At 61.1% G+C, this 25366-nt stretch carries 22 protein-coding genes; 19 read left to right on the forward strand and 3 right to left on the reverse strand.

The window, feature by feature from the left end; all coding sequences use genetic code 11:
• The first annotated feature begins 108 nt into the window (after nucleotides 1-108).
• From A3C3_RS0114635 to exoR, 5 genes are all read left to right on the forward strand, one after another.
• Nucleotides 109-933 (forward strand): PopZ family protein, encoded by an 825-nt coding sequence (locus tag A3C3_RS0114635; protein ID WP_022715347.1) that lies wholly within the window; start codon nucleotides 109-111, stop codon nucleotides 931-933.
• Nucleotides 934-1050: 117 nt separating this feature from the next.
• Nucleotides 1051-3891: a valine--tRNA ligase gene (locus tag A3C3_RS0114640; RefSeq protein WP_022715348.1), complete on the forward strand. Its 2841-nt coding sequence runs from the start codon at nucleotides 1051-1053 to the stop codon at nucleotides 3889-3891.
• A 397-nt stretch (nucleotides 3892-4288) separates the two neighbouring features.
• Nucleotides 4289-5524 (forward strand): OmpP1/FadL family transporter, encoded by a 1236-nt coding sequence (locus tag A3C3_RS0114645; RefSeq protein ID WP_028739660.1) that lies wholly within the window; start codon nucleotides 4289-4291, stop codon nucleotides 5522-5524.
• A gap of 268 nt (nucleotides 5525-5792) precedes the next feature.
• Nucleotides 5793-6248 (forward strand): hypothetical protein, encoded by a 456-nt coding sequence (locus tag A3C3_RS46090; RefSeq protein ID WP_051154468.1) that lies wholly within the window; start codon nucleotides 5793-5795, stop codon nucleotides 6246-6248.
• A gap of 1 nt (nucleotide 6249) precedes the next feature.
• Nucleotides 6250-7050: an exopolysaccharide production regulator ExoR gene (gene exoR / locus A3C3_RS0114655; RefSeq protein ID WP_022715350.1), complete on the forward strand. Its 801-nt coding sequence runs from the start codon at nucleotides 6250-6252 to the stop codon at nucleotides 7048-7050.
• A 9-nt stretch (nucleotides 7051-7059) separates the two neighbouring features.
• Here exoR and xth read toward each other — a convergent pair whose 3' ends face one another.
• Complete coding sequence (gene xth, locus A3C3_RS0114660; RefSeq protein ID WP_022715351.1) at nucleotides 7060-7851, reverse strand: exodeoxyribonuclease III; 792 nt, start codon at nucleotides 7849-7851, stop codon at nucleotides 7060-7062.
• A 120-nt stretch (nucleotides 7852-7971) separates the two neighbouring features.
• Nucleotides 7972-8304 carry an iron-sulfur cluster insertion protein ErpA gene (gene erpA, locus A3C3_RS0114665; protein ID WP_022715352.1) on the reverse strand — a complete coding sequence of 111 codons (333 nt, stop codon included), beginning with the start codon at nucleotides 8302-8304 and terminating at the stop codon, nucleotides 7972-7974.
• A gap of 222 nt (nucleotides 8305-8526) precedes the next feature.
• On the opposite strand from erpA, the gene A3C3_RS0114670 reads away from it, so the two are divergent.
• The 13 genes from A3C3_RS0114670 to A3C3_RS0114730 all read left to right on the forward strand — a co-directional run bounded on the left by A3C3_RS0114670 (nucleotide 8527) and on the right by A3C3_RS0114730 (nucleotide 23841).
• The gene (locus A3C3_RS0114670) at nucleotides 8527-9744 is read left to right on the forward strand and encodes a deoxyguanosinetriphosphate triphosphohydrolase (RefSeq protein WP_022715353.1); all 1218 of its coding nucleotides are present in this window, start codon (nucleotides 8527-8529) and stop codon (nucleotides 9742-9744) included.
• Nucleotides 9745-9797: 53 nt separating this feature from the next.
• On the forward strand, nucleotides 9798-11555 hold the full coding sequence (gene argS / locus A3C3_RS0114675) for an arginine--tRNA ligase (RefSeq protein ID WP_022715354.1): 1758 nt from the start codon (nucleotides 9798-9800) through the stop codon (nucleotides 11553-11555).
• A gap of 61 nt (nucleotides 11556-11616) precedes the next feature.
• Nucleotides 11617-14625 carry an SPOR domain-containing protein gene (locus A3C3_RS0114680; RefSeq protein ID WP_022715355.1) on the forward strand — a complete coding sequence of 1003 codons (3009 nt, stop codon included), beginning with the start codon at nucleotides 11617-11619 and terminating at the stop codon, nucleotides 14623-14625.
• A gap of 118 nt (nucleotides 14626-14743) precedes the next feature.
• Entirely contained in the window at nucleotides 14744-15757 is a 1014-nt protein-coding gene (gene nagZ / locus A3C3_RS0114685) for a beta-N-acetylhexosaminidase (protein ID WP_022715356.1), read from the forward strand.
• Between the two features lie 20 nt (nucleotides 15758-15777).
• Nucleotides 15778-16638 (forward strand): segregation and condensation protein A, encoded by an 861-nt coding sequence (locus A3C3_RS0114690; RefSeq protein WP_028739661.1) that lies wholly within the window; start codon nucleotides 15778-15780, stop codon nucleotides 16636-16638.
• Nucleotides 16638-17351: an SMC-Scp complex subunit ScpB gene (gene scpB / locus A3C3_RS0114695; protein ID WP_022715358.1), complete on the forward strand. Its 714-nt coding sequence runs from the start codon at nucleotides 16638-16640 to the stop codon at nucleotides 17349-17351. Before A3C3_RS0114690 ends, scpB begins: the two co-directional genes overlap by 1 nt.
• A gap of 187 nt (nucleotides 17352-17538) precedes the next feature.
• The gene (locus A3C3_RS0114700) at nucleotides 17539-17730 is read left to right on the forward strand and encodes a twin-arginine translocase TatA/TatE family subunit (protein ID WP_022715359.1); all 192 of its coding nucleotides are present in this window, start codon (nucleotides 17539-17541) and stop codon (nucleotides 17728-17730) included.
• A gap of 51 nt (nucleotides 17731-17781) precedes the next feature.
• Nucleotides 17782-18435 carry a Sec-independent protein translocase protein TatB gene (tatB, locus tag A3C3_RS0114705; protein WP_022715360.1) on the forward strand — a complete coding sequence of 218 codons (654 nt, stop codon included), beginning with the start codon at nucleotides 17782-17784 and terminating at the stop codon, nucleotides 18433-18435.
• The gene (tatC, locus tag A3C3_RS0114710; protein WP_022715361.1) at nucleotides 18432-19259 is read left to right on the forward strand and encodes a twin-arginine translocase subunit TatC; all 828 of its coding nucleotides are present in this window, start codon (nucleotides 18432-18434) and stop codon (nucleotides 19257-19259) included. The genes tatB and tatC overlap by 4 nt, the downstream gene beginning before the upstream one ends.
• Nucleotides 19260-19360: 101 nt before the next feature.
• Nucleotides 19361-20644: a serine--tRNA ligase gene (serS, locus tag A3C3_RS0114715; RefSeq protein ID WP_022715362.1), complete on the forward strand. Its 1284-nt coding sequence runs from the start codon at nucleotides 19361-19363 to the stop codon at nucleotides 20642-20644.
• A gap of 4 nt (nucleotides 20645-20648) precedes the next feature.
• On the forward strand, nucleotides 20649-21416 hold the full coding sequence (gene surE, locus A3C3_RS0114720) for a 5'/3'-nucleotidase SurE (protein WP_022715363.1): 768 nt from the start codon (nucleotides 20649-20651) through the stop codon (nucleotides 21414-21416).
• A gap of 6 nt (nucleotides 21417-21422) precedes the next feature.
• Nucleotides 21423-22076, forward strand: coding sequence for a protein-L-isoaspartate(D-aspartate) O-methyltransferase (locus A3C3_RS0114725; RefSeq protein ID WP_022715364.1), 654 nt, complete (start codon nucleotides 21423-21425; stop codon nucleotides 22074-22076).
• 172 nt (nucleotides 22077-22248) lie between these two features.
• Complete coding sequence (locus A3C3_RS0114730; protein ID WP_022715365.1) at nucleotides 22249-23841, forward strand: peptidoglycan DD-metalloendopeptidase family protein; 1593 nt, start codon at nucleotides 22249-22251, stop codon at nucleotides 23839-23841.
• 76 nt (nucleotides 23842-23917) lie between these two features.
• Here the strand turns inward: A3C3_RS0114730 and A3C3_RS0114735 are convergent, their stop codons facing one another.
• Nucleotides 23918-24790 carry an ATP-binding protein gene (locus tag A3C3_RS0114735; RefSeq protein ID WP_022715366.1) on the reverse strand — a complete coding sequence of 291 codons (873 nt, stop codon included), beginning with the start codon at nucleotides 24788-24790 and terminating at the stop codon, nucleotides 23918-23920.
• 211 nt (nucleotides 24791-25001) lie between these two features.
• Here A3C3_RS0114735 and yajC point away from each other — a divergent pair, with 211 nt between their 5' ends.
• Nucleotides 25002-25349, forward strand: coding sequence for a preprotein translocase subunit YajC (gene yajC, locus A3C3_RS0114740; protein ID WP_022715367.1), 348 nt, complete (start codon nucleotides 25002-25004; stop codon nucleotides 25347-25349).
• Nucleotides 25350-25366 lie beyond the last annotated feature (17 nt).

The raw sequence follows: 25366 nt of genomic DNA on the forward strand, positions 1-25366 counted from the left end.
ATTTGATTCGCGCTGATTTTTTTCATGTCTGGGGTATTCTAAGGTCTGGATGATTCGGATGCCCACTCCACGCAATCCGATCTTGTTGCAGGGATAACGGGGATAGATATGGCTCAGCCAAGCGTAGTGCGTGAACCGTCCATGGAAGAGATTCTGGCGTCGATCCGCCAGATCATCGAGAGCAATGAGCCGGGCGCGGGCAGGGCGATTTCGCCGTCGCTACCGCCTGTCTACGGCGCCGATGACGAGGAGAGCGACTCCAACATCCATCTGACGGTCGACGAGACTTATGCTGACGTCGAGTTCCCCGAGCCTATGATGATGTCCGATCCGCGTTTCGTTGCGGCGAATTCGGCAGGCAGCCGCGAAGCGGAAGCGCCGGCGCCGACGCGGGCGATGTCGCTTGCCGATGTTGCTGCCCGCGTTCGTGCCGCCTCGGAGCGTACCGCACCGCAACCGCAGCGCGAAGCGCCGCCGGTCTTTCGCCAGCCGGAACCGGCCGGATCCCCCGACCAGGACGCCCGCGATCCGGTGGAATCCGTTTCAGCGCCTTTTGGTGCTCCGCCGCCGGCCGCAATTCCAGCCCCGGCCGTTGCGCAGGCAGAACGCGTTGACATGCCGCAGCCAGCCGCCGCAGAAGCGGAGAAGCAGGCTGCCGTCCCGCTGGCGGCCGACGCTGAAGAAGACCGTTTGCCGAATGTCGCCGAAGAAACACAGAGCCTGATTTCGCAGAGTGCCGGACTGCAGGTCGCACGTTCGTTCGAGGAGCTTGCGCTTGCGATGGATGGCGCCGAGCGCCGCTCGCTGGACGAGATTGCCGAGGACATGTTGCGCCCGATGCTGCGCGAGTGGCTGGACGACAATCTGCCGACGCTTGTCGAACGGCTGGTGCGCGAAGAAATCGAACGCGTGGCGCGCGGCCCGCGCCGCTGACCGGGACCGCTTTTATCGAACAAGCCGCTCCGGTCTCCGGGGCGGCTTTTTTATTGACTTGCCGTCAGCCATCCTATTTACAACCCCCATCCTAAAACCCCGAAGTTTGGTCATAAAATGCTCGACAAGACCTATGATTCCGCCGCAGTCGAACCGAAAATCGCCGCGAAATGGGATGAGGCCGATGCGTTCCGCGCGGGCGCCAACAAGAAGCCCGGCGGCGAGACCTTCACGATCGTCATCCCGCCGCCGAACGTGACCGGTTCGCTGCACATGGGACATGCGCTGAATAATACGCTGCAGGACATCATGGTCCGCTTTGAGCGCATGCGTGGCAAGGACGTGCTCTGGCAGCCGGGCATGGACCATGCGGGCATAGCCACACAGATGGTCGTCGAGCGCAAGCTGATGGAACAGCAACTGCCGGGCCGGCGCGAGATGGGCCGCGACGCCTTCATCGAGAAGGTTTGGGAGTGGAAGGCGGAATCGGGCGGCCTGATCTTCAACCAGCTGAAGCGCCTGGGTGCTTCCTGCGACTGGTCGCGCGAACGGTTCACGATGGACGACGGGCTCTCCGAGGCGGTTCTCGAGGTTTTCGTCACGCTCTACAAAGAGGGTCTGATCTACAAGGACAAACGCCTCGTCAACTGGGACCCGAAGCTTCTGACGGCGATCTCCGACATGGAAGTCGAGCAGATTGAGGTCAAAGGCAATCTCTGGCATTTGCGCTATCCGCTTGAAGAGGGCGTTACCTATCAGCATCCCGTTGCCTTTGACGAGGAGGGTAAGCCCACCGACTTCGAAACGCGCGACTACCTGGTTGTTGCGACGACGCGGCCCGAGACCATGCTCGGCGATACTGGCGTCGCGGTAAATCCCGACGACGAGCGCTACAAGTCGATCATTGGCAAACACGTCATTCTGCCGATCGTCGGCCGCAAGATTCCGGTCGTTGCCGACAACTACGCGGATCCGACGGCCGGCACCGGCGCCGTCAAGGTCACCCCTGCACACGACTTCAACGATTTCGACGTCGCCAAGCGCACGGGCCTGCGTGCGATCAACGTGCTCAATACCGATGCTTCGGTTACCATCAAGGACAACGAGGACTTCCTGGAAGGTCTCGGCCATCCGGCCGCCTTGCATGGCGCCTGGGACCGGCTGGAAGGCCAGGATCGCTTCACGGCACGGAAGATCATCGTCGAGATTTTCGAGGAAGCGGGCCTGCTCGACAAGATCGAGCCGCACATACATACGGTTCCGCACGGCGACCGCGGCGGGGTGCCGATCGAGCCGCGTTTGACCGAACAATGGTGGGTGGACAACAAGACGCTTGCAAAGCCCGCCATCGCATCGGTCCGTGAAGGCCGCACCAAGTTTGTTCCGAAGAACTGGGAGAACACTTACTTCCAGTGGATGGAGAACATCCAGCCCTGGTGCATTTCCCGCCAGCTCTGGTGGGGCCATCAGATCCCGGCCTGGTACGGTCCGGACGGACAGGTCTTCGTCGAGAAAACCGAGGAAGAGGCGCTGCAGGCTGCCATCCAGCATTACCTCTCGCACGAAGGCCCGATGAAGGCCTATGTCGAGGACCTCTTGGAAAACTTCAAGCCGGGCGAAATCTTGACGCGCGACGAGGACGTTCTCGACACGTGGTTCTCCTCAGCGCTGTGGCCTTTCTCCACTCTCGGCTGGCCGGAGCAGACGCCGGAACTGGCGCGATACTACCCGACGAGCGTTCTCGTCACAGGCTTCGACATCATACCGTTTTGGGTAGTTCGTATGATGCAGATGGGCCTGCACTTCATGAAGGACGAGGACGGCAATCCGGTCGAGCCCTTCCATACCGTCTATATCCACGCGCTCGTCCGCGACAAGAACGGCCAGAAGATGTCGAAGTCGAAGGGCAACGTCATCGATCCGCTCGAACTGATGGACGAATACGGCGCCGACGCATTGCGCTTCACGCTGGCGATCATGGCTGCACAAGGCCGCGATGTTAAGCTCGATCCGGCGCGTATCGCCGGTTACCGGAACTTCGGCACCAAGCTTTGGAACGCCACGCGCTTTGCCGAAATGAACGGTGTCAAAAGCGACCCGAACTTCGTTCCGGAGGCGACGGGGCTGACGATCAACCGCTGGATCCTGACGGAGCTTGCCCGCACGGAACGTGACGTAACGGAAGCAATAGAATCCTACCGCTTCAACGATGCGGCCGGGGCGCTTTACCGGTTCGTCTGGAATCAGGTCTGCGACTGGTATCTGGAACTGCTGAAGCCGGTCTTCAGCGGTGAAGACGAGGGCGCGAAGAAGGAGGCTCAGGCCTGCAGCGCCTATGTTCTCGAAGAGATCTACAAGTTGCTCCATCCCTTCATGCCGTTCATGACCGAGGAGCTTTGGGCGCATACAGCAGGCGAAGGCGTCGAGCGCGACACGCTGATCTGCCATGCCGAATGGCCGGCGCCGTCCTATGCCGACAATGCTGCGGCCGACGAGATCAACTGGCTGATCGATCTCGTCTCCGGCATCCGCTCGGTTCGCGCCGAAATGAACGTTCCGCCGTCGGCGACTGCGCCGCTGGTGGTCGTCAAGGCCAACAATCTGACGCGCGAACGGCTTGCCCGTCATGAGGCGGCGATCAAGCGCCTTGCCCGTGTCGAAGCGATTACGCTTGCCGATAGCGCCCCGAAGGGGGCAGCGCAGATCGTCGTCGCCGAAGCGACCGCCTGCCTGCCGCTCGGCAGCCTGATCGATCTTTCGGTTGAAAAAACTCGCTTGGAAAAGGCAATCACCAAGACCGAAGGAGAGATCGCGCGCATCAACGGCAAGCTTTCCAATGAGAAGTTCGTCGCCAATGCCAATCCGGACGTGGTGGAAGCGGAACGCGAGCGGCTGGCCGAATTCCAGAGCCAGATCGCAAGCCTCAAGGTGGCGCTGTCGCGCGTCATTGAGGCCTAAGCTTCCCGTGGGCGTATAATACCTTAGGGCGTCCGGTCTGCTCGGACGCCTTTTTTATGCCGTTGGAATGATTCGATCGTTTTGGCTGATTATTCCCGGCTGAAAACATACAGTTTTGCGAATTTATGAAATGAACTGCCCTCTCGGGGCGAAAATCACGACTGTTGTCAGATTGATACAGACCACCCGATGTGTGGAATGACAATCCAAAAATACCCATAAATGATTAGGGTATTAGGATAAAATTTTATGACCAAAAAATATTGACGTGCCCGTCAATTCCTTACGTCAATTTAACTCCTCTCCCGCATTGTGGCTGCAAGATGGCGCAAGTTGCCATTTATTGCGATCGCCTGCACTCTGCCGCCATTGGAGTGCTTTAGTGGGGGAGACACAGTTGGCATCTCGTATGTTTTCCAAAGGCGTAGCATTGCTCGCCATCCTTTCGGCCATCGCCTCGCCATCGTTTGCAGGCGGCCTGGAGCGCGGCGGGTATAATATCGATCTTCTGTTTGATCCTTCACGCTTTGCGGTCGAATCCACCGCCACTTTCGTGATGCCGCAACGCAAGCTGAAGAATGTGGATGATATCAACCCTGCGAACGGCGATCTCAACGCGATCCCGGGATATTCCACCTCGGCGGATGACAGCGAGGACTACTGGTCTCCCCGTATCGGCGCCAAGGCTGCAATCGGCGATGCGGACTGCATGTTCGATTATTCGCAGCCCTATGGTGCTCACACCAATCCAGGTGCTCGCTGGGCGGGCGCAAACGATAACATCGAGACGAAGGTCAACAGCGACAATTATGCTCTGACCTGCTCTTACAAATTCGACATGGGGCCAGGCCAGTTTCGCGTCATTGGCGGCGCCAATTACCTCGAAATGGATGGTTTCAAGGAACGCCTCCTTGTTCCACCGGAGCTCCTTGGCCTTTTGGGGCTTCCTGGAAGCGGTGTGGGTCGTCTTGATCTTGAGGGGGACGGCTGGGGATGGCGAGCCGGCGTGGCATACGAAATTCCGGAATATGCGCTTCGTGCGAGCTTGATGTACTACAGTGAAGTCAAGCTCAACGAAGTCACGGGAACGGTGGACTTGACGCAGGTGCCGGCCGCTCTTAATCCCCTCGGAGGGCTGATTATTCCGGTCGAGGGATCGACGGCGATGCCGGATGCTGTCGAACTGAAGATCCAATCAGGGATTGCACCAGATTGGCTTGCCTTCGGCTCCGTCAAATGGACGGACTGGAGCCAGTTGCAGCGCATCCCGTTCTATAATAGCGGTGTCGAAATCACCTCCCTCGATCTGGGTTATCGAGACGGCTGGACAATCACCGGCGGTGTCGGTCACAAGTTCAATGATCAGTGGAGCGGCGCCGTCAGCGTCACTTGGGACCGCGGCACATCTCAGGAATTCGGTTCGCAGACCGACAGTTGGCTGCTCGGTGCCGGTGTTTCCTATTCGCCGAACAAGAACGTCGAGTTCCGCTTTGGTGGCGTGCTCGGCATATTGACGAGCGGGGATTCGTCTCCGACAACGATTGACGGTGTTGGCGTGGGCGACGAGGCGACATACGAGTTCGACAACGATCTGGTGACGGCGCTCTCGACATCACTCAAAGTCAAATTCTGATCTTGCATCAACGAAGTAGAAGAGCCCGGCAAAAACGCCGGGCTTTTCTTTGCGCCTTCCGTATTAACCTTGCGCCAAGTCATCTCATTTTGTGACGATTCAGCAACACATTTTTACGACAGTTCGCATATCATGGCGGCGGGGCGAGTTTGTCCATTTCCCGCCACAAACAGGGCGCAGCGATATTTGCGGGCGAGGGAATGGCAGGCGTAGGGTACGTTTAAGAAGCAAGATGGGTCGAGTTTTTTCCGCGACGGGCAGAGAGCGTATGAGCGCCGGCTTTGATGCCGCTTCTTGTGCGATTCAGCTTTTCCCGCAAGGCGATTCCGCCCAAAAAACTCACGCAGAAGTCACGCACCCAAGCTGTTCTTCCCCCGATGATACGGCGTCCATTGTCGCCGCACGCAGGCACCGCGATCACGCCAGCACCGGTTTGGTCACATTTGGTGTTTACGAATATTCGAAAGGCGGAAGGATGCTTGTTCGCTCCGCAGGAATGACGCCGCAGGCATTGCAGGCGGACCAGGCCGGAACGCGGGTGGTCTATCGCGATGCGCAAAAAATTCAGGCCCTCGAAGAAGGGCCAAAGGCTGGATGCGACGCGGGCAAAGGGGCCATTGAGCCCGCCGCGGGATCGCTCGCCTGGAGGAATACGCCGGGAAGCCGGGCAGCGGAGTATATGCTGCCCTGGCGGTCTGCGATGGAAGCGAAAGAAACCGAGTGAAATGCTGACATCCGAGTTCAGACTTTTCAGATTTACGCTTATGGGGCTGTCTATCGCGCTTTCGGCGGCGATATCCTCCCCGGCCAAGGCATTCGATATCAATGCAGGCGTTACCAAGGAATCCGGTCCCTTCGATCTCTTCAAGTTCGGCTTCAAGGCCTATAAGAGCGGCCAGAAGGAAGAGGCCATCGAAGCCTATAAATACGCCGCCGAAAAGGGCCATACCGGTTCGCGCTGGGCGCTCGCCAATATGTATGCCGACGGCGACGGCGTCGCCCAGGACGATTTCGAAGCCTTCAAGATTTACAGTGAAATCGCCCAGCAGGGCGTGGAGCCCGGCTCCGAAGATACCGGCTTCTTCATCAACGCGCTTTTGTCGCTCGCCAACTATTACAAGCATGGCATTCCCGGCAGCCCGGTGCGGACAGATCTCAGCCAGGCCCGCCAGCTCTATTTCCAGGTCGCATCGACCTTCGGCGTCGCTGAAGCGCAGTTCCAGCTCGCGCAGATGATGCTGTCGGGCGACGGCGGCACGCGCAGTCCGCAGCAGGCGAAGAAGTGGCTGAACCAGGCCCGTAAGAGCGGCCACCCTGGCGCCATGTCGGTCTTCGGCAATATTCTCTTCCAGGAAGGCCAGTCGGCTCGCGGCCTGGCGCTGATGACGGCGGCGCTCGACCGCTGCAAGCCGAAGGATTGCGGCTGGATGGAATCGCTGCAGGAGCAGGCCTTCTCGGTCGCGACCGAAGGTGATCGCCGCACGGCTGTTTCGCTCTCCCACAAGATCGCGACCGGCAGCGATTAATCTCCGACCTTAAGCTGCGAAGTCGAAATAGGCGACGACCGGAACGTGGTCGGACGGCTTTTCCCAGGCCCGTACATGCTTTTCGATCGCCACCGACCTCATGTGATCGGCGGCCTCCGGCGAAAGCATCAGGTGGTCGATCCGGATGCCGTTGTTCTTCTGCCAGGCGCCGGCCTGGTAATCCCAGAAGGAATAGAGCTGAACGGCGTCCGTCGAGGTGCGGACGGCATCGGTAAGCCCGAGATTTTCGAGCCTGCGGAAGGCCTCGCGCGTTTGCGGCAGGAAGAGCGCATCGCTTTCCCAGACCTTCGGATCGAAGCAGTCGTGCGGTTCGGGGATCACGTTGTAGTCGCCGGCAAGGATGAAGACGTCCTCATAGGCGAGGCGCGAGACCGCAAATTGGCGCAGCCGCTCCATCCAGGCGAGCTTGTAAGGATATTTTTCGGTGTCGACGGGGTTGCCGTTCGGCAGATAGAGGCAGCACACGCGAAGGGCGCGATTGCCGGGAATCGAGAACACGGCTTCCAGAAAGCGCGCCTGCTCGTCGAGAGCATCGCCCGGCAGCCCGCGGCTCACCTCGTCCGGCGTGGTCTTCGAAAGGATCGCAACGCCGTTGAAACCCTTCTGGCCATGCGTTTCGACGTGATAGCCCATCGCCTCGATCTCGAGCCGCGGAAAAGCCTCGTCGATCGTCTTGATCTCCTGCAGGCAGACGATGTCCGGATCGGAATCCTTGAGCCATTGCGTGAGGTTGTCGATGCGCGCCTTGACGCCGTTGATGTTCCAGGTCGCGATCTTCATAGGTTGTTCCTTTTGCCGCTTCGTGCCTGAGCTTTATCGTGCCGGCCCAGGTGCGGACAAGACAATAAACCAGCCGGAGGGGATACTTCGGCCGGTTCGATGTGGATAGACAGGCAAGCTTTAAATCGAAAAGCTGGTGCCGCAGCCGCAGCTTGCAACCGCGTTCGGGTTCTTGATCTGGAAGGATTGACCGAGAAGGTTGTCGACGAAGTCGATTTCCGAGCCTGCCATATAGACCAGCGACAGGCTGTCGATCAGTACCTTGGCGTTGTTCTTCTCGATGACGATGTCATCGTCCCGGGCATCGCCGGTAAGATCGAACTTGTATGAAAAACCCGAGCAGCCGCCGCCTTCGACGGAAACGCGCAGCGCGTTCTTGCCGGTTTCGGCACCGACGATCGCCGCGATTCGTTTTGCCGCCGCGTCGGAAAGGGTTACACTTGTATCCGTCATGTTTCCTCCTGCCGGGGTCAAGATCCGGAGAGAATTGATACTGGCCGATGAAACGTCAAACGGCTGATATCAAAAGAATTTACCACCGGCGTTGCCGGAACGCATTATTCGGCAAAGCAGTTAAGAAAGCGCCTCTTTGCCGTTTGTATTGGCTATAGGTATGAAGAGCGCGATGCGGCGTCAATGGGCGAGGTGCTGCGCGGTGTTGAATGACGGTGAAAAATGAAGATCGACAGGCAGGCGTTGGGTTTTGGAAATGGCGAGCGGGCAACCTATGCGGCAGACCCCTGGACGACGCGCGGAAGGCTTTATGCCGAAAGCTCCAGCCCGACACGCTCCGAATTTCAGCGCGATCGTGACCGCATCGTCCATACGACGGCTTTTCGCCGCCTGAAGCACAAGACGCAGGTCTTCATCGCGCAAGATGGCGATCATTATCGCACGCGCCTGACGCACACGATCGAGGTCGCCCAGATCGCCCGTGCCCTGGCGCGCGCCCTGAAGCTTGACGAGGACCTGGCGGAGGGCGTGGCGCTCGTCCACGACTTTGGCCACACGCCTTTCGGCCACACCGGCGAGGACGCGCTGCACGAGGTACTCTTGCCCTATGGCGGCTTCGACCATAACGCCCAATCGCTCCGCATCGTCACCAAGCTGGAGCGGCGCTATGCCGAATTCGACGGCATCAACCTGACCTGGGAGAGCCTCGAAGGCCTCGTGAAGCACAATGGGCCGCTCTTGACGAAGGACGGGCAGGGCATGCGGGGACCGGTGCCGCAGCCGATCCTCGATTACTGCGAAATCCACGACCTCGAACTTGCGACCTTCGCCAGCCTCGAAGCACAGGTGGCAGCGATTGCCGACGACATAGCCTATAACACCCATGACATCGACGATGGTCTGCGTTCGGGCTACCTGACGTTCGAGATGCTGGAGGAAATTCCGTTCCTCGCCGGTCTGATGGCTGAGGTCCGCGAGCGCTACCCCCAACTTGAAAAGAGCCGGTTCACGCATGAGATCATGCGCCGGCAGATCACGCGCATGGTCGAGGATGTCATTGCCGTCGCCCAGGAGCGCCTGACTGAGGCGAAACCGAAAAGCGTCAATGATGTACGCGAGGCCGGCAAGGTGATCGCAACCTTCTCGGCGGCGATGTCGGAGACGGACAAGCAGATCAAGCAGATGCTCTTCAAGCGCATCTACCGCCATCCCGACATCATGCGCATCCGCGCAGGCGCCGCAAAGATCGTCACCGATCTTTTCGCCGCCTACATGGCCAATCCGAAGGAGATGCAGAGCCATTACTGGGTCGATCATATTGCAGGCCTTGCCGATGCGCCGAAAGCCCGCCATGTCGGCGATTATCTGGCGGGCATGACCGACACCTATGCAATCAGCGCTCACAGGCGATTGTTTGACCGAACTCCGGATTTGCGATAGGCAGCGGGCGCCGCGGCAGGAGCTGCGGCACAGCCTATGCATGGAAGAGTGCGATGAACCTTTTTACCGACTTCGAAGCCAGGATTAAGAGCGCCCTTGAACAGATTGATATCGTCAAGGAAAAGCGATCCGAGCTCGATTTCGGCCGCATCGCCGTCGAGCCGCCGCGTGATGCAAGCCACGGCGATGTCGCGACCAATGCCGCGATGGTGCTGGCAAAGGCGCTGGGGACCAATCCGCGCGCGCTCGCCGAAATCATCATCGCCAAGTTGAAGGAAGATGCCGACGTAGCCGACGTCTCCGTCGCCGGCCCCGGCTTCATCAACATCAGGCTTTCCATCGGCTACTGGCAGCGCTTGCTTGCTTCGATCATCGAGGCCGGAACCGATTACGGCCGCTCGAAGCTTGGCGCCGGCAAGAAGGTCAATGTCGAATATGTCTCGGCAAACCCGACCGGCCCTATGCATGTCGGCCATTGCCGCGGGGCCGTCGTCGGAGACGCGCTGGCTAACCTGCTTGCCTTCGCCGGCTATGCCGTCGAGAAGGAATACTACATCAACGATGCCGGCTCGCAGATTGACGTGCTGGCGCGCTCGGTCTTCCTGCGCTACCGCGAAGCGCTCGGCGAAAGCATCGGCGATATCCCGCCCGGCTTTTATCCGGGCGATTATCTGATCCCGGTCGGAAAGTCCCTTGCTGGCGACTATGGCGTGCGGCTGCACAACATGCCGGAAGAGCAGTGGATGCCGATCGTCAAGGATCGCGCGATCGACGCGATGATGACGATGATCCGCGAGGATCTCGCAGCCCTCAACGTGCATCACGACATCTTCTTTTCCGAGCGGATGCTGCATGATGCCGGCGCTGCCGCGATCCGCACCGCGATCAATGATCTGACCTTCAAGGGCTATGTCTACAAGGGCGCGCTGCCGCCGCCGAAGGGCCAGGTGCCGGAAGACTGGGAAGACCGCGAGCAGACGCTTTTCCGCTCGACGGAAGTCGGCGACGACATGGATCGCCCGCTGATCAAGTCGGATGGCTCCTACACCTATTTCGCCGCGGATGTCGCCTATTTCAAGAACAAGTTCGACCGCGGCTTCGACGAAATGATCTATGTGCTCGGCGCCGACCACGGCGGATACGTGAAGCGCCTGGAGGCCGTTGCCCGCGCCGTTTCCGAAGGGAAATCGAAGCTCACCGTTCTGCTTTGCCAGCTCGTGAAGCTCTACCGCAACGGCGAGCCGGTGAAGATGTCGAAACGCTCCGGCGATTTCGTGACGCTGCGCGACGTGGTCGAGGAAGTCGGCCGCGATTCGGTTCGCTTCATGATGCTCTACCGCAAGAATTCCGAGCCGCTCGATTTCGATTTCGCCAAGGTAACGGAGCATTCGAAAGACAATCCGGTCTTTTACGTGCAGTATGCGCATGCCCGCTGCATGTCGGTTTTCCGCCAGGCGAGGGAGGCGTTTCCGGATCTTGACGTATCGCCCGCAGATCTTGCGGAAGCGGTCTCCGGGATCTTCGATCCCACGGAATTGCAGCTGGTTGCGAAGGCTGCGGAATTCCCGCGCATCGTCGAATCTGCGGCACAGTCGCAGGAGCCCCATCGCATCGCGTTTTACCTCTATGATCTCGCAAGTTTCTTCCATGCGCACTGGAATAAAGGTAAAGATCAAACGGACTTACGATTTGTTAACGATAAGAACCGAGAATCGAGTATTGCCAGACTTGGGCTGGTGTATGCTGTCGCTTCGGTTTTGAAGTCGGGACTCGCCATTACAGGCACTGCCGCACCGGATGAAATGCGATAACGTCACCATTTCCCCACATTGCGCTGGCATTTGACCGCGTGGGTTTACGGGTGGGATGAGTATGGCTGACAAACAACTGGCGTATGATACGCGAAAGAAGACGGAGCTTTTCGATGAAGGCGATCCGCTGGCTGAGCTCGCGCGCATCGTAGGCTTTGAGCCGCGCATAGCCGCCAATACGGTTCCTGACCTGCCCCGGCAGGAGCCGGCATTCAATCTCGAGGACGAGCTTCTCCGCGAATTCGAGCGTTTCGACGCTCCGCGTCCGCTCGCCGGCCTTGATCGTCCGGCCGAACCTGTCGCCGAGGAGTACGACTATCCCGCAGCCGACGCGATCGTCGAGCCGGAGCCTGTCGATCCGCCGGCTGCCGCATCGCCCGCCTTGGAAGAGGCCGAGGTCCTTTCCGCCGCCGATTGGGCCGCGCCCCAAGCGTCCGAGCCGGTTATCGGTGGTGCCCGCGATCTGATCGAGGAGCTTGAGCTTTCGATCGGCGGCCCCACGGTTCAAATCCCGCAGGCGTCAGCTCCTGCCAAGGCGCCGCAGTGGTCGGCTGCCAGCATCAAGCTTCCGCTTGCAAACTTCCATGCCGCCCGCCGCGACGAGCCGGTTGAAGTGCCCGTAAAGGCCGTTGCTCCTGTCGAGGTGGTTGCTGCTGCCGAACAGCAGCCCGAGCCTGTTGCGCAGGTTCAGCCCGTTATCCAGCCCGAGGCGGTAATGGAGCCGGGCATCGAGCCGGTCGCCTTTGATCCGGCCGAGGAATTTGAAACGGCAGCTTCGCAGGGCTTTCCGGCCGAACTCGATCGCCATGACGAAGTGGTCGTGGATGACGAAATGGTCATGGATGAAGCGCCAGCCCAAGAAATGCTTGGGCCGATGGAGGCGCCGGTTGCGATGGAGCCGCGGGTTGAAGCTGAACCCTTCGATCTGGTTGCTGCCGCAACGCAAGGCGTCGTACAGGCGGATGCCGCGCTGACTGAAGCACCTCCCGAAGATCAGCCGATCGCCTTCGATTTCGATGATCTGCTGGCGGACGTCTCCCGTTATCCGGTTCCTCAGCGCGCGGCCTCTGCGCCCGAGGAGCCGAAGGCGGCACCTTTCGAGGAGTGGGAGCCACTGGTCGTCACGCCTGCTGCTGCACCTGTCGCCGCTCCGGTGGTTGTTGCTCCTGTCGCCGCCGAAGTTCCCGCTGTGGCCGCACCTGCTAAGCTGGATGCTGACAGCGAAGATCCGTTTGCCGGCCACGATTTCGAACTCGACCTCGAAGGCATCGAACTCGAACTCGCCGATTTAGATTTTGCCGAGCCTGCAAAGACGCCGGAACCTGCTCCGGTCGTCGCGGCAGCGCCGCCTGCCGTGGTCGTCGCGCGGCCAGTCGGGCAGGTTGCCGCCGCTTCGCTTTACGATGGGCCGCATCCCGCAGCCGTGGAGAGCAAGACCGCTGCAGCCGATGCCGATGAAGATCTGCCCTTCGATGCCTCGATGATTGCTGAGGCCGACCATCATCCCGAGACTGTCGAGGACATGCATGTGCCGTCGCTGCCGCCCGTCGAGCAGCCGGCGCCGGCTGCGCCGGTAAACGACTTCGATTTCGACGTCGACGCGGAAATTGCAAGCCTCTTCGAAACGCCGGTCCAAAAAGAGCCGGCTGCGGCGGCACCTGCTTGGGCTCCTCCAGCAGCCGCTGCCGTCGTTGCAGCACCGCCGGTCGCGGCTCGGCCGCAGTCGGCCGGCGGGCTTGACGAATTCGAGCGTGCGCTTGAGGAGGATTTCCGCCGCAGCGTTCGTGAACCGGTTCGCCGCGCCGAAGCGCCAGCCGAGGTCCGTATCCAATCCGCGGCTGAGGCCGAGGACATGGGCCGTGCCCGTTCCATGAAGCGGCTGCTTGCGGCTGCCGCTCTGATCGTCGTCTTCGCCGGCGGTGCCTATGGCGTCTATTCGGTTGTTACCGACGGCGGCCTCGGCATTGCTGGCGGCGAACCGCGCGTGATCGTGGCCGACAAGGAACCGGTCAAGATCGTCCCGGAAAATCCGGGCGGCAAGACTGTGCCAAACCAGGACAAGGCGGTCTATGATCGTGTTGCCGGTGCGACCGAGGCGCCGAAGCAGAAGGCGCTCGTTTCATCCGACGAAGAGCCTGTCGATGTCGTTCAGCGCACCTTGACGCCCGAAGTTCTGCCGGAAGACAACGACGGACCCATCGCCGATAATGTGGCAAGTACGCCGGTCGGCGATACGCAGGATCCTCGTCTGCTTCCGAACGAGGACACGGCGGAGAACGGTGCTGCGGCCGAGGACGGCCCCGATGGCGATCGTCCGCCGGCTGTTGCACCGCGCAAGGTCCGCACGATGATCGTCAAGCCGGACGGAACGCTGGTTGCGCGCGAAGAGCCTGCCGCACCGGTTGAAGAGCCCGCCGTTCAGCCGCCGGCCGCTGTGACCGCCTCTAAAGGTTCGGCGGCAAGCTTCCCGGCGAGCAAGGAGGTTGCCTCCGCCGATATCCGCGCGACGCCTGTTGAAACGACCACCGTCGCGCCGCTGCCGGCCTCTCAGCAGCCATCCACGTCTACCCTGGAAAAGGTTGCCGCTGCAGATCCGGTAAATGCGAAGGTCGATCAGCCGGTCCACCCGGTTCAGACGCCGCCCGCCGCTGAAAAGCCTGCCGATACGGCACCGGTACCGACGGCCCGTCCGGCCGAGCAGCCGGTCAATGTCGTCGGAACCGTCACCGAGAAAGGCAATGTCCGCCCGGCCGAACAGCAGCCCAAGCCGGCTGAAGTCGCATCGGTCGAGCCTGCCGCTGCCAAGCCGCAGCAGGCTGCACCGGCTGGCGGATACGGCATGCAGATCGCATCGCTGCCGTCCGAAGCAGAGGCGAACAAATCCTATGCGAGCCTGTCGAAGAAGTTTGCAAGCGTTCTCGGCGGCCGCAGCTTTGAAATCCGAAAGGCCGAAATCGCCGGCAAGGGCACGTTCTACCGCGTCCGGATCCCGGCCGGCTCCAAGGACGAGGCCGCAGCCCTTTGCCAGCAATATCGCTCAGCCGGCGGCAGCTGCCTGATTTCGAAGTGAACGACTGATCGTTGATCCGGAGCGGCGGGCATGTCCCGCCGTTTTTTTGTGTCCTGCTTTCCTGTGAATGGCGCTTGACCTTACTCGCAATTCCCCATGAGGCCTCTATGATTCGGATATGACCGAATCAAAAGCGATGATCCTGGGCTGTAGCGGCCTGTCACTCACCCCTGAAGAAAAGGCCTTCTACAAGGCTGAGCGGCCCTGGGGCTTCATCCTCTTCGGCCGCAATATTTCCGAACCGCAGCAAATCGCCGATCTCGTCGCCGAAATGCGCGAAAGCGTCGGCTGGCACGCGCCAGTGCTGATTGATCAGGAAGGTGGTCGCGTGCAACGCATCCGCCCGCCGATCCTGCAGCACTATCCCTCCGGCCAGGCGCTCGGGGATATCTACCGGCGCAATCGCGAGCAGGGGCTGCGCGCCGCATGGCTGATGTCGCGCTTGCACGCCTTCGATCTTCTCAAATTCGGCATCAATGTCGATTGCCTGCCTGTTCTCGACGTGCCGGTGGAGGGCAGCAGCAGCGTCATCGGCAACCGCGCCTATGGCGGCGATCCGAAAACCGTCGCCGATATGGGGCGTGCCGCGGCCGAGGGGTTGAAGGCCGGCGGGGTGCTGCCGGTGATGAAGCATATGCCGGGCCACGGCCGCGGCTTTGCCGATTCCCACCACGAACTGCCGGTCGTCACGGTCTCGCGCGATGAACTGGAAGCGCATGACTTCCCGCCCTTCATCGCCATGAAGGACGAGCTTGCGGCAATGACCTGCCACGTCGTCTTTACGGCGATCGATCCGGACAATCCGGCGACGACCTCGAGCAAGGTGATCGACGGCGTGATCCGAAAGCGCATCGGTTTCAAGGGCCTGTTGCTTTCCGATGATACGTCGATGAACGCCTTGGCCGGGACAATCGGCGAGCGGGCTGCGAATATCATTGCAGGCGGATGCGATATCGTGCTGCATTGCAACGGCCATATGGACGAGATGCAGCAGGTCGTGGCAAACACGCCGGTCTTGGCGCATGCCTCGCTTGAGCGGGCAAATGCCGTGCTGGCGGGCTTCCCAAAAGTCGACCAGGCGGACGAGGCGGCGATCCGCGCCGAATTCGACGGAATGTTCGCAACCGTCTGAGCAATGGAAGAGAGGCAGTGGTGAACACGGTCAAAGGCACAGAGTGGACACAGGCGGCGGCAACGCCGATGGACAAGCTTTGGCAGGACAATGGTGCCGACCGCGCGAGCCATGAGCCGGCACTGGTGATCGACGTCGCCGGCTTCGAAGGCCCGCTCGATCTGCTCCTCTACCTCGCCCGCAACCAGAAGGTCGATCTTTCGCGCATTTCGGTGCTGGCGCTTGCCGAGCAGTATCTGCAGTTCATCGAAACCGCCCGCCGCATCCGCATCGAGCTTGCGGCCGATTATCTCGTGATGGCGGCGTGGCTCGCCTATCTCAAGTCCCGCCTGCTGATCCCGCAGCAGGTCAAGGACGACGGTCCCTCCGGCGAGGAGATGGCCGCAACGCTTGCCTTTCGCCTGAAACGCCTCGAAGCCATGCGCGAGGCTGCAAGCGGGCTCGTCAACCGCAACCGTCTCGGCCGTGATATCTTTGCCCGCGGCGCGCCCGAGCATATTCCGGACCGGCAAAAATCCGCTTACGAGGCAAACCTTTACGATCTCCTGACCGCCTATGCGTCGCTCCGCCAGCGCCAGGCCGTGACCCAGGTGACGATCGCGCGCCGGACCGTCTGGTCCCTGACCGATGCCCGCGAACTGCTGACGCGCATGATTGGCGACATCGGCGGCTGGACGGTGCTGGAGCATTACCTGCTGCGTTATCTGGCATCGCCGGAAGAGCGCATCACGGCAATCGCCAGCGCCTTTGCCGCCTCGCTTGAACTCGTACGCGAGGGCAAGCTGGAGATCCGCCAGGACGCCGCCTTCGAGCCGCTCTATATGCGCCGGGGACCGAAGCATGCGACCCTGCAGGTCGTCGAGCAGGAGAGGCCCGCTTGATGGATTCCAGAGACGATATCGGTCGCGGTGAAGGCGAGAGTGCTTTCCACGAGAGTTTCCAGGCGGAGATGGAGGCCGAGCGCATCGCCGAGGCCCTGGTCTTTGCGTCCTCGCAGCCGGTTTCCGAAGCCTTCATCGCTGATCGTTTGCCGAGAAATTTCAACGTTCGCGCCGTCATGCTCCGGCTCAAGGAGCAGTATGCGCCGCGCGGCGTCAACCTTGTCCAGGTGGATGATGCCTGGGCCTTCCGCACTGCCGCCGATCTCTCCTTCGTCATCCGCCGCGACGACAACGAGGTCAAGAAGCTGTCGCGTGCCGCCCTTGAGGTTCTGGCGATCATCGCCTATCACCAGCCGGTCACCCGCGCCGAGATCGAAGATATCCGCGGCGTGCAAACCTCACGCGGCACGCTGGACGTGCTGATGGAAGCAGGCTGGGTGCGCTTCCGCGGTCGGCGCCGCACACCCGGCCGGCCGGTGACGCTCGGCACGACCCGCGATTTCCTTGATCATTTCGGCCTCGAGGAACTTCGCGACCTGCCCGGGTTGGAGGAGCTGAAGGGTGCCGGCCTTCTTTCCGGCCGCATCCCTGCGAATTTCAACATCCCATCGCCCTTGATGAGCGACGAACTAACCGAGGACGAGGATCCGATCACGCAGATGGACCTTGAGGAATTGGGCCTTCTCGCGCCCGGCGGCGCCTCCGAAGATTAGTGTCATCCGGTCTTTGTTTTGACACCGACGACGAAAACAATAGAGATCACTATAATTCGATAGCCGGACGACTTGTCATCATGGGCGAAGCCGTGACATTAAGCGTCAATTCAAGGGGAGTTTTGATATTGGAAACGATGTCGGAAACTCTTACATCGAAGAAAGATCGCAACAGGGAGTATGCGTAATGGGTTCTTTTAGCATGTGGCACTGGTTGATCGTTCTGGTCATCGTGCTGTTGCTGTTCGGCCGCGGTAAGATTCCGGAGCTCATGGGCGATGTTGCCAAGGGCATCAAGAGCTTCAAGAAGGGCATCAACGACGAAGAAGCGCCGGACACGGCGAAGACCGTCGATCACAAGGCCGACGAACCGAAGTAATAAGTCCGGGAACGGGTGGCTTTTGCCCCGCTTCCCCTCCAGGAGCCTTGAATGTTCGATATTGGCTGGACCGAGTTGCTTGTCATCGCGGTCGTGTTGATCGTCGTCGTCGGTCCGAAGGACCTGCCGCCGATGCTGCGCGCTTTCGGCAAGATGACGCAGCGTGCCCGGAAGGTCGCCGGCGAATTCCGCGCCCAGTTCGACGAGGCGTTGCGGGAGGCGGATCTCGATGACGTGCGCCAGACGATCAGCGATGCGCAGCGTCTTAATCCGGCAAACAGCTTGCGCGAGGCGATGAACCCGCTTCGCCAGATGGGCAACGACATCAAGGCCGACCTCCAGAAGGCAACGGCGGTCGAAAACAAGACCGAAGCGCCGCCGGTTACCGTGCCGGCGCCGTCGATGAGCCTGCCGGAAACGCCGCCTGTCGTCGCGCCGGCTCCGGAAGCTGCGCCGGCACCGCTCGTCGCCGAAAAGCCGAAGGCCGTGCGCAAGCCGCGCGCTGCGCCCGGAAAGGCGCTGCCTGCGGCCGCAACCGAGGCTGCTCCCGCTGCAAAGCCGAAGCGTGCGACTGCTGCAAAGACCGCCGCCGCCGCGACACAACCGGCCGCAGCAACAAAGGCTGCGCCGGCAAAGCCTGCTCCGGCAAAGAAGACTGCAGCCGCTCCGAAGAAGACGGCGACCAAGAAGAAGGACGAGGCATGAGCGGTGATATCGAAGACAAGCCGCAGCCGTTGATCGAGCACCTGATGGAGCTGCGCACGCGGCTGATCTGGGCGATCGGCGCGTTCTTCGTCGCCTTTATCGTCTGCTTCATCTTCGCCAAGCATCTCTTCAACGCCCTGGTTTACCCTTACAAATGGGCAGTCAACTGGGCCGGCCTCGATGTAACGAAGGCGCAGCTCATCTATACGGCTCCGCAGGAGTTCTTCTTCACGCAGGTGAAGGTCGCGATGTTCGGCGGCCTTGTGATCGCCTTCCCAATCATTGCCGCGCAAATCTACAAGTTCGTCGCCCCCGGCCTCTACAAGAACGAGCGTGCGGCCTTCCTGCCGTTCCTGATCGCATCGCCGGTCCTGTTTCTGCTTGGAGGCGCACTCGTCTATTTCTTCTTCACGCCGATGGTCATGTGGTTCTTCCTGACCATGCAGCAGGCGCCGGGAGAGGGCGATGTCGCGATCTCGCTGCTGCCGAAGGTTTCGGAATATCTGAGCCTCGTCATGACGCTCGTCTTCTCCTTCGGTCTCGTGTTCCAGCTTCCTGTCGTCACGACGCTGCTTGCGCGCGTCGGCCTGCTCACCTCGCAATGGCTTGCCGAGAAGCGCAAGTTTGCGATCGTGCTCGCCTTTGTCGTCGCCGCCGTGCTGACGCCGCCCGATCCGATGTCCCAGATCGGCCTTGCACTGCCGACGATCCTTCTCTACGAGATTGCCATCTACGCTGCGCGACTCGTGGAGCGCCAGCGTTCCCGGCAGGCGGTCGAAGAGGCGGACGGGTCTGCGGACGTTGCCAAGACGGACAGCGTCTGAGCGGTTCTCCGAAATTCCCTCCAGAACGCATGCAAAATATCCGGTCGAGGCCCGGTCAGGCTTTGGCCGGGTCATGTCCTTCGTAACGACCCGGAACGACAATGCTCGATATCAAATGGATCCGTGAGAATCCCGAGGCGCTCGATGAAGCACTGGCCAAGCGCGGTGCGGAGCCCTTGGCCCAAAGCCTCATAGTTCTCGATGAGAAGCGCCGCTCCGCCGTACAGAAGGTGCAGGACCTGCAGTCCCGCCGCAACGCCGCCTCCAAGGAGATCGGCGCGGCGATGGCGCAGAAGAACAGCGAGCTTGCCGAAAAGCTGAAGGCCGAAGTCGCCGAGATGAAGGTTTCGCTGCCGGCGGCCGAAGAGGAAGACCGCCAGCTGACGAGCGAGCTCAACGACGCGCTGGCGCGCATTGCGAACGTGCCGCTCGACGACGTACCGGTCGGCAAGGACGAGCACGACAACGTCATCGCTCGCACGGTCGGCGAAAAGCCGCGCTGGAACCACACGCCGAAGGAACATTTCGAAATCGGCGAAGCCCTCGGCTACATGGATTTCGAACGTGCCGCCAAGCTTTCCGGTTCGCGCTTTACGGTGCTGACAGGACCGCTTGCCAGGCTCGAGCGGGCGCTCGGTCAGTTCATGATCGACCTCCACACGACGGAACATGGCTATAGCGAAGTCAGCTCGCCGCTGATGGTGCGCGATGAGGCCGTGTTTGGCACCGCACAGCTTCCGAAGTTCGCGGAAGACCTCTTCAAGACGACGGACGGCCGCTGGCTGATCCCGACGGCTGAAGTAACGCTGACCAATCTGGTCTCGGGTGAGATTCTCGATCAGGAAAAGCTGCCGCTCCGCTACACCGCGCTGACCCCGTCCTTCCGTTCTGAGGCAGGTTCGGCAGGGCGCGATACGCGCGGCATGCTGCGCCAGCACCAGTTCTGGAAGTGCGAACTCGTGTCGATCACCGACGCGGAGAGCTCGATCGCCGAGCATGAACGCATGACGGCCTGCGCCGAAGAGGTGCTGAAGCGCCTCGGCCTGCATTTCCGCACGATGACGCTCTGCACCGGCGACATGGGCTTCGGCTCGCGCAAGACCTACGATATCGAGGTCTGGCTGCCAGGGCAGAACGCCTATCGCGAAATCTCGTCCTGCTCGGACTGCGGCGATTTCCAGGCGCGGCGCATGAATGCGCGCTATCGCGGCAAGGATGACAAGAGCACGAAGTTCGTTCACACGCTGAACGGCTCCGGCACCGCCGTCGGCCGCTGCCTGATCGCAGTGCTCGAAAACTACCTGAACGAGGACGGCTCGGTGGCTATCCCCGACGCGCTGCTGCCCTATATGGGCGGCTTGACGAAGATCGAACGGGCGGCCTGAAACGATGCGCATCCTGCTCACCAATGACGACGGCATCCATGCCGAAGGTCTCGCGGCACTTGAGCGGATAGCGCGCACGCTTTCCGACGATGTCTGGATCGTCGCGCCGGAAACGGATCAGAGCGGCCTGGCTCATTCGCTAAGCCTTTCCGAGCCGCTTCGTCTGCGTCAGGTGGCCGACAAGCATTTCGCGCTCCGCGGCACGCCGACCGATTGCGTCATCATGGGCATCAAGCAGGTGATGGACATCAAGCCTGACCTCGTGCTTTCGGGCGTCAATTCAGGTTCGAACGTCGCCGACGATGTCACCTATTCGGGCACCATCGCCGGCGCGATCGAAGGCACGATGCAGGGCGTGCGCTCCTTTGCGCTGAGCCAGGCCTATAGCTATTCCGACGGGGCGCGCATCGTGCCGTGGGAGGTCGCCGAGGCGCATGCGCCCGCGCTGCTCGACAGGCTGATGACGGTCGACCTGCCGGAAGGCACTTTCCTCAACCTCAACTTCCCGAACTGCCATCCGGAGGATGTGCAGGGTGCCGAAGTCACAGCCCAGGGCAAGCTCGCCTTCAACCTGCAGATCGATGCGCGCTCCGACGGCCGCGGCTTACCCTATTATTGGCTGAAGTTCGGCGAGCGTGCCGGCGCCTTTGCAAAGGGCACGGATATTCACGCGCTGAAGCATAATAAGATTTCGGTAACGCCTTTGAAACTGGATCTGACCGATTATTCCGTGAAGGACCGCGTGGCGCGGGCGCTTTCGGGTACGGAGTAGGACGTTTTGACGGCACGGCTGGTCGAGAAGGAAGGTTTTGCAGCACTCGTCTTGAGGCTGCGGGCGGAGGGTATCTCAGACATCGATCTGCTGACTGCGGTTGAGCAGACGCCGCGCTCGCTTTTCGTGCCGCCGCAATTTTCCGACGACGCCTATTCCACCCGGACGATCCCGATCGAGTGCGGTTCGTTCCTGGAAGGCGTCGATCTTGCCGTTCGCATCCTGCATCTTCTGAAGGTCAAGCCCGGCCAGCGTGTGCTCGAAGTGGGGACCGGCAGTGGCTTCACCGCAGCTGTCATCGGCCGCATCGCCGAGCGCGTGCTGACGATCGACCGCTACAAGACGCTGACGGCCAATGCGCAGCGCCGCATGGATCAGCTTGGCCTTCGCAGCATCGTCGTCCGGCAGGCCGATGGCAGCAACGGCCTGCAGGGCGAGGGGACTTTCGACCGCATCCTGGTGACGGCTGCCTTCAATTCCATGCCGCGCTTTTATGCCGACCAGCTCGTCTCCGGCGGTTCGATGATCGCGCCGCTGATGATCTCCGAGGACCAGTGCCGCATGGTCCGGCTGACGAAGACCGGCAGCCGCTTCGAGCGCGAAGAGCTTTTCGACGTACCCTATTTGCCCATCGTGCCGAGATTGGCTTCCCAGCTCTGAGGCCTTTTGGCGAGCATTTCCGGTGTGTCCGGCGGCTATGATTTCCCACCCGCAAGACTATGGTTATCAATTCCTCAAAAAAAATCGCACTGATTCCAGCGCTTTAACCGGGTGGTAACACTAACGCGCTTTAATATACCCACGAATGGTTGAGTTATGAGTGGGTCGAGTCATGCGTTTTAGCGTTTCGCCAAAGTTCGGAAAGCCGGCCGGCAATCTCTTGTTTATTGCCTTGCTGGCAAGTACCGCAACGGGCTGCAGTTCGGATGTGACCCGCTTCGGCGGCCTCTTTGCCGGGTCGGGCCAGGATCAGATGACAACCGGTTCTGTGCCGAGGCGGAACATGAATGGCTCACAGGGCGATCCGGTCCCGAGCGCCGATCTTCAGTCCGGAATGGCGCAACCCTCATACAATGCCAGCAATGACGCACTGAATCAGCCTTATCCGGCGACGACCGGAACGACAAGCTCCAGCGCGCGCCTTGCATCTGCTCCAGTTTCTGTCCAGCGCACCGAACTTGCCGCCCCGACGGACGCATCCCCAGCGCCGTCGCGGCAAAAGCAGATTGCCATGGCCCAGCCGTTCCCGGCAGCGCCTTCCAGCTCGCAGGCCCCCCGCCAGATGCAGGCTGCTCCGAAGCTGGCTGCGCCCGATCCGATGACGACAGGCACGACGCCGAAGGTCTCCGGATGGTCCGCGGCCAACGCGCCCACCGTCCTGGTGCGTCCGGGCGAAAATCTGTCGACGCTCGCCAACCGCTACGGCGTTCCCGAAAAGGAAATCCTCCGCGTCAACAACATGAAGTCGGCCGCTGCCATCAAGCCGGGCGAAACGATCCTCATCCCGACCTTTAACGGCGGCAGGAATGCTGCCAAGGCTGCCGCGCAGGCCGCCGACCTTTCCAAGACCGGTAAGCTTCCGCAGCCGTCGAAGACGCCGGACCAGAATCTCGCGGTGTTGCCGGGCGCAAGTGCTGCTCGCGACAAGTCGCAGGCAGGCGCGGATGCGGCCGCAGGCAAGATTGCGGCCGGTGCCGGAAAAGACCCGAATGCAGGCGGCGGCACTTACACGGTCAAGCCGGGCGATTCCCTCGCCAAGATTGCCAAGGCGACCGGCACGAAGATCGATGATCTCAAGGCTGCGAACAACCTTTCCGCAAGCTCGATCCGCATCGGCCAGACGCTGACGATCCCGAACGGTTCTAGTTCCGCCGATCAGACGAAGACCGCGTCCATTCCGGCCAAGGCCGAGCCGAAGCCTGCTGCTCCGGCCGCAGTTGAAACGGCGTCCGCTCAGCCGGTCTCCTACCAGGCGCCGGTCGCAACACAGACCGTCGACGAAGTCGAGAAGAAGTCCGATGTCGCCTCCGCAGCCCCGGAATCGACCGGCATCGGCAAATATCGCTGGCCGGTGCGCGGCGCCGTCATCGCCGCTTACGGCGCGAACGTCAATGGCAGCCGCAACGACGGTATCGACATCTCGGTGCCGCAGGGCACGCCGATCAAGGCCGCCGAAAACGGCGTGGTCATCTATGCCGGTAACGGTTTGAAGGAGCTCGGCAACACCGTCCTCATCCGCCACGACGACGGCACCGTGACCGTCTACGGCAATGCCGACACGCTGAGCGTCGCCCGTGGCCAGAAGATCCAGCGCGGCCAGACTGTCGCCGTCTCCGGCATGAGCGGCAGCGTCAAGCAACCGCAGGTCCACTTCGAAGTCCGCAAGGACGCCTCGCCGGTCAATCCGATCACCTTCCTCGAATAGGTAAAGCGTCTCGGGGAAGTGCAAAAGCCCGGCTGACCGCCGGGCTTTTGTCGTTCTGCGGCAGCCGTGGCCCGGCTCAGGCGCGGGCGAGCGTGACGCGCATGCGCCCTGCGAGATCCTGGATGTACTGCCATGCGACGCGGCCGGAGCGCGCACCGCGCGTGGTCGCCCATTCCAGCGCTTCCGCATGCATCTTTTCGCGATCGAGCGTCAGCTTGAAATGCTCGGCATAGCCGTCGATCATCGTGAGATAGTCTTCCTGGCTGCATTTGTGGAAGCCGAGCCAGAGGCCGAAACGGTCGGAAAGCGATACCTTTTCTTCGACGGCCTCGGATGGATTGATCGCGGTCGACTGCTCGTTTTCCATCATATGCCGCGGCAAAAGGTGGCGACGGTTGGAGGTAGCGTAGAAAAGCACGTTGTCCGGCCGGCCTTCGATGCCGCCATCAAGCGCTGCCTTGAGCGACTTGTAGGCGGTATCGTCATGGTCGAAGGAAAGGTCGTCGCAGAAAACGATGACGCGATGCGGCACTTCCTTCAGGATATCAAGCAGGGTCGGAAGGCTCGCAATGTCCTCGCGATGCACTTCTACAAGCTTCAGCGAGACGCCGCTTTCCCGCCGCACGTCCTCATGCACGGCTTTGACCAGCGACGACTTGCCCATGCCGCGCGCGCCCCAGAGCAGCACGTTGTTGGCGGCAAATCCCTCGGCAAAGCGCACCGTGTTTTCGTGCAGGATGTCACGCACATGGTCGACGCCGCGGATGAGCTTCAAGGCAATACGGTTCGGCCGCGCGACGGGCTGCAGATGCGTGCGGGCAGGCGACCAGACGAAACAGTCGGCGGCATTCCAGTCGTTGACGCCGGGCGCTGGACCCGCCAACCGCTCGACCGCATTGGCAAGCCGCCTCAGCTCCTGCAAAATGACGCTGTTCAGTTCTTCGGCCATTGCATGTCCTCCTGAATTTCCTGCCGCGGCATCCGCGCCCGAGTTTTTCGACGCGCAGTAGCATGGCCTTTCCACAGCGGAAAGGTTATGAGACAGGGGAATCGGTACGCCCGCAGGCTGTTTTTGTTGCATTCGTTCTTGCCGCAACTATAGTCCGGCCACCCGAAAAAGAGAGGCGGATATACGCCGCCCGTAGTTGAGGAGCTTATCAATGTTCATCACCCCGGCATTTGCCCAGGCCGCACCGGATGCCGCTGCGTCGCCCTTCGGCTCCGGCTTCGAAATGATCATCCTGTTCGTGCCGCTGATGGTCGTCTGGTACTTCCTGCTGATCCGTCCGCAGCGCGCCCAGGCCAAGAAGCGTGCAGAGACCCTGAGCGCGATCCGCCGCGGCGACCAGGTCGTCACGGCTGGTGGCCTTGTCGGCAAGGTAACGAAGGTCGTCGACGACAAGGAACTGGAAGTCGAAATCGCTGAGGGCGTGCGCGTTCGCGTGGTCCGCAGCGGTATCGCCGACGTTCGCGTGAAGGGCGAGCCCGTAAAGGCAGACGCCGCGTAATTCCGGCAGGCAGATCA

Origin of the sequence: Rhizobium mongolense USDA 1844 (genome assembly GCF_000419765.1) — a bacterium.
Lineage (GTDB): Bacteria > Pseudomonadota > Alphaproteobacteria > Rhizobiales > Rhizobiaceae > Rhizobium > Rhizobium mongolense.

Coding starts and splice junctions, on each gene's coding strand:
- A3C3_RS46090 (WP_051154468.1), top strand. CDS start 5,793: ATGAGCGCCGGCTTTGATGCCGCTTCTTGTGCGATTCAGCTTTTCCCG.
- A3C3_RS0114730 (WP_022715365.1), top strand. CDS start 22,249: ATGCGTTTTAGCGTTTCGCCAAAGTTCGGAAAGCCGGCCGGCAATCTC.
- tatB (WP_022715360.1), top strand. CDS start 17,782: ATGTTCGATATTGGCTGGACCGAGTTGCTTGTCATCGCGGTCGTGTTG.
- serS (WP_022715362.1), top strand. CDS start 19,361: ATGCTCGATATCAAATGGATCCGTGAGAATCCCGAGGCGCTCGATGAA.
- A3C3_RS0114640 (WP_022715348.1), top strand. CDS start 1,051: ATGCTCGACAAGACCTATGATTCCGCCGCAGTCGAACCGAAAATCGCC.
- nagZ (WP_022715356.1), top strand. CDS start 14,744: ATGACCGAATCAAAAGCGATGATCCTGGGCTGTAGCGGCCTGTCACTC.
- yajC (WP_022715367.1), top strand. CDS start 25,002: ATGTTCATCACCCCGGCATTTGCCCAGGCCGCACCGGATGCCGCTGCG.
- tatC (WP_022715361.1), top strand. CDS start 18,432: ATGAGCGGTGATATCGAAGACAAGCCGCAGCCGTTGATCGAGCACCTG.
- A3C3_RS0114735 (WP_022715366.1), bottom strand. CDS start 24,790: ATGGCCGAAGAACTGAACAGCGTCATTTTGCAGGAGCTGAGGCGGCTT.
- xth (WP_022715351.1), bottom strand. CDS start 7,851: ATGAAGATCGCGACCTGGAACATCAACGGCGTCAAGGCGCGCATCGAC.
- A3C3_RS0114670 (WP_022715353.1), top strand. CDS start 8,527: ATGAAGATCGACAGGCAGGCGTTGGGTTTTGGAAATGGCGAGCGGGCA.
- A3C3_RS0114700 (WP_022715359.1), top strand. CDS start 17,539: ATGGGTTCTTTTAGCATGTGGCACTGGTTGATCGTTCTGGTCATCGTG.
- A3C3_RS0114635 (WP_022715347.1), top strand. CDS start 109: ATGGCTCAGCCAAGCGTAGTGCGTGAACCGTCCATGGAAGAGATTCTG.
- erpA (WP_022715352.1), bottom strand. CDS start 8,304: ATGACGGATACAAGTGTAACCCTTTCCGACGCGGCGGCAAAACGAATC.
- scpB (WP_022715358.1), top strand. CDS start 16,638: ATGGATTCCAGAGACGATATCGGTCGCGGTGAAGGCGAGAGTGCTTTC.
- exoR (WP_022715350.1), top strand. CDS start 6,250: ATGCTGACATCCGAGTTCAGACTTTTCAGATTTACGCTTATGGGGCTG.
- A3C3_RS0114680 (WP_022715355.1), top strand. CDS start 11,617: ATGGCTGACAAACAACTGGCGTATGATACGCGAAAGAAGACGGAGCTT.
- surE (WP_022715363.1), top strand. CDS start 20,649: ATGCGCATCCTGCTCACCAATGACGACGGCATCCATGCCGAAGGTCTC.
- argS (WP_022715354.1), top strand. CDS start 9,798: ATGAACCTTTTTACCGACTTCGAAGCCAGGATTAAGAGCGCCCTTGAA.